The sequence below is a fragment of the Hymenobacter psychrophilus genome (assembly GCF_900107135.1).
Lineage (GTDB): Bacteria > Bacteroidota > Bacteroidia > Cytophagales > Hymenobacteraceae > Hymenobacter > Hymenobacter psychrophilus.
In genome coordinates this window covers 1-2,333 of the sequence record NZ_FNOV01000041.1, presented here as the reverse complement: position 1 = coordinate 2,333, position 2,333 = coordinate 1, and the positions used below count along the sequence as shown (strand labels likewise).

General features: G+C 62.4%; 3 protein-coding genes. All 3 read left to right on the top strand.

Annotation, left to right across the window (positions count from 1 at the left end):
* Positions 1-391: plasmid mobilization protein (locus tag BLW21_RS20945; protein WP_175471088.1), on the top strand; the 391-nt coding region annotated here is incomplete at its 5' end.
* The gene (locus tag BLW21_RS20940; protein ID WP_092744056.1) at positions 388-1,338 is read left to right on the top strand and encodes a relaxase/mobilization nuclease domain-containing protein; all 951 of its coding nucleotides are present in this window, start codon (positions 388-390) and stop codon (positions 1,336-1,338) included. The genes BLW21_RS20945 and BLW21_RS20940, both read left to right, overlap by 4 nt.
* A 17-nt stretch (positions 1,339-1,355) precedes the next feature.
* Complete coding sequence (locus BLW21_RS20935; protein WP_092744054.1) at positions 1,356-1,871, top strand: hypothetical protein; 516 nt, start codon at positions 1,356-1,358, stop codon at positions 1,869-1,871.
* Positions 1,872-2,333: the final 462 nt, after the last annotated feature.

Here is a 2,333-nt window from a genome sequence, read left to right as displayed (position 1 = left end):
GTCCATTCCTGAGCAACCCGATTCTACTGCCCACCGCCCCCGTAAGGGAGGCCGCCGGCCCGGTCCGGTAGCGGAAAAACAGCGCCACGTGGTGAGCGTCCGGCTGACGGATGCGGAGCGCGAACGACTCACCCAGGAGGCCGAGCGGTACCAGCTCAGCCAGGGCGAAGTGTTGCGGTCGGTGTGGCTCCAACAGGACACGGCCGCGAGGCTCCAGGCCCCGCCCACGCCGGAGCAGGCCCGGCAGCTAGCGCAGCTGGCTGGCATGGCGGCGAACCTAAACCAGCTCACCAAGCTGGCCCACTTAGGCCAGGACCAGCGCACGGGAGCGACGACGGTACTCGGGCAGATGCACCACTTGTTGAAGCGCCTAGCAGGCGAGGGGTCATGATTGGCAAGGTGAAGGTGAACCAGTCGTTCGGGGCGATGTGCCGCTACGTGCTCCAGGAGAAAACGCCCGACAAGCAGGCCGAGGTACTGGCCGCGCACGGCGTACGCACCGATAGCGCCGCGCACATGGCCGCAGACTTTGACGCGGTGCGGGCCATGCGCCCAGGGCTAGGCAAGGCCGTGCTGCACGTGGCGCTGGCTTTTCCGGTCGAGGAAAAGGAGAAGCTGACCAACGAGGTAATGGGGCGCATTGCCCAGGACTACCTAAAAGGGCTGAAAATAGACCCGGAGAACACGCAATGGGCCGTGGTGCGGCACCAAGACAAGACCCACCCGCACATGCACCTGGTGGTAAACCGGGTGGATTTGGACGGGCAGACGGTGAGCGACCAGTTTATCGGCTCGCGCAGCGTGGACGTGTGCAAGGGTATCGAGCAGGAATACGGGCTAATCGTGGCCGACCAGGTAGGCCGCCAGCAGGCCCGCGAAATCGGGCCGACCCCGAAGCAGCAGCGGGCGGTGAGCCCGCAGGCCCAGCAGTCGGCCGACTGGAGCCGCGCCCGGCAGGAGATTGGCCGCGCCCTGAGCTACACGGCGGGCCAGGCGGGCAGCTTTGACGAGTTGCGGGAGGCACTCCGTCCCCGAGGCATCGAGCTGGAGCTGACGCGGCGTAAGGACGGGAGCCCGGCCGGGGTGGTGTTCGCCCAGGACGGGCACCGGGTAAAAGGCAGCCAGGTGGGCCGCGAGTACAGCGCCGGCAATCTGGAAACGGGCTTTGCCAAGGTTCGGGAGCTAGGCCAGGCCCGCGACCCGGCCCAGGGGTGGCAGCAGGCGGGGCAGGACTACGCGCTAGCCAAGTTGGCAGCTGAGTACAGCCAGGCCAAAGAACGGCAGGCCCAGCAGCAGCCAAGTAAGCAGCAGTCCCGCGGCTTTGAGATGGGGGATTAACCTTTCAGCAAGAACTTATGCAAGAGCTACTTGAAGATATCAACGCGCTACGGCGGGGCATTGAGGCGCTGGATAAGCGCAGCCGAGAGCAGGGCCAGCCAGTAAACCGGGCCGAGCTGGACGAAGTGCTGGCCAGGGTGAAGCAGGAAACCCGGTTTACCATCGACTACCAGGGGATAGCCGAGGCGATACAGCCGCACCTAACCACGCCCGCCAAGCTCGAAAAAACGCTCACCACGGGCACGGCGCAGCTGCAAGCGGTGATGGCGCAGATTCCGCGTAGTGTGCCCGTAGTAGGCGAGGTTTGGGGCTTTACCAGTGTGCGGCTGGCCTTGGGGATGCTGGTGTTTGTCTTGGGGCTGATATGCCTAACGACTTACCAATGGAAGGAGCGCGGGCTAGCTGAGGCGCGGGCGGCAGGAATAGAGCAGCAGCAGGCCCAGCAGAAAGCGAACTTGAATTGGTTGTCGAAGGGGTATTTGGACCTGAAACGGGACAACCCCAAGGCGGCGCAGAAGTACTTTCCGCAGTAGGGACTTTGGATGACCCAGCGCGGAAAAATACTACGTTCAGACGTCGGGGGCAGTGGGGCAAAAACCTGCCCCGCCTATTGCTCTTGGCTGAAATTTAGCCTGACGTTCATGGTTTTTTGCTCGTCCACAAGCTGCTAAGCTGTTGTTCGGCTCTGTCGTAGAGGCGCTGCAGGATTTTGTGTTTGCGCAGCAATGCTGAGTACCGCCGTTGTGCGGCCACGGCCAGGCCGGTGGTCGTCAGTAAGAGCAGGCACAGGATTAAGTTAAGCCACGTCATACGGTAGTCGATATGCGGACTGTCCTAAATAGATGAAGGAGAACAGTCCAAGGGGGCCGTTCTCCTTCTACCGTTGCAGGGCAGATAACCACCGCGCCTCAGATACTCAAAGATAGGTTTTTTGGGGAAAGTGGCGCAACTTTTTCAGGTAGCCAAATGTAGACGGGCCAGTTGCTACTACTTCG